Origin of the sequence: Streptococcus sp. HMSC056C01 (assembly GCF_001811305.1) — a bacterium.
GTDB lineage: Bacteria > Bacillota > Bacilli > Lactobacillales > Streptococcaceae > Streptococcus.
Window position 1 is genome coordinate 178,548 of sequence record NZ_KV804207.1, and the last position, 447, is coordinate 178,994.

Genomic DNA, 447 nt, shown 5'->3' on the forward strand with positions numbered 1-447 from the left:
TATAGCGAATATCAAACTCTGGGAACTGATAGATAGTTTTATACAATTTTGTAAACTGCTCTCTTGTGCCATAGCCCGTCAAGTAGTAAGCCTTAGCTATATCATTTTTAAAGTAAAGAGCTGAAAATTCCTGCTCCTGACAGATTTTCTTAAGGAGGGATATATCCTCAGGGATATTTTTTACGACAATAGCAGAACAAGAGGTCACATCAGGCAACTCTTGCGTAAAATCCAAAACGGCTACCCCTTCTGGTAACAAGGCATTCTTGCCACGAATGTTAAAGAGCTGAACACCTTCTACACGGGCGTCAACCATCATTAACTGCAAGGTGGTTTGTCCATTCCATTGGTTGACAGAGAGAGTCACCGCCAGTTCCAATTGCTTGGTCTGTGAGTATTCAGTCACCCATTTCCCTTGACCAAAAGCAACCACCTCAAAACTGGATT

The 447-nt window shown here is 41.8% G+C and carries 1 protein-coding gene; it reads right to left on the bottom strand.

Annotated features, from left to right (window positions below; all coding sequences use genetic code 11):
- A partial coding sequence (locus HMPREF2795_RS06910) for a single-stranded-DNA-specific exonuclease C-terminal domain-containing protein (protein WP_261675785.1) occupies positions 1-447 on the bottom strand: 447 nt, incomplete at both ends.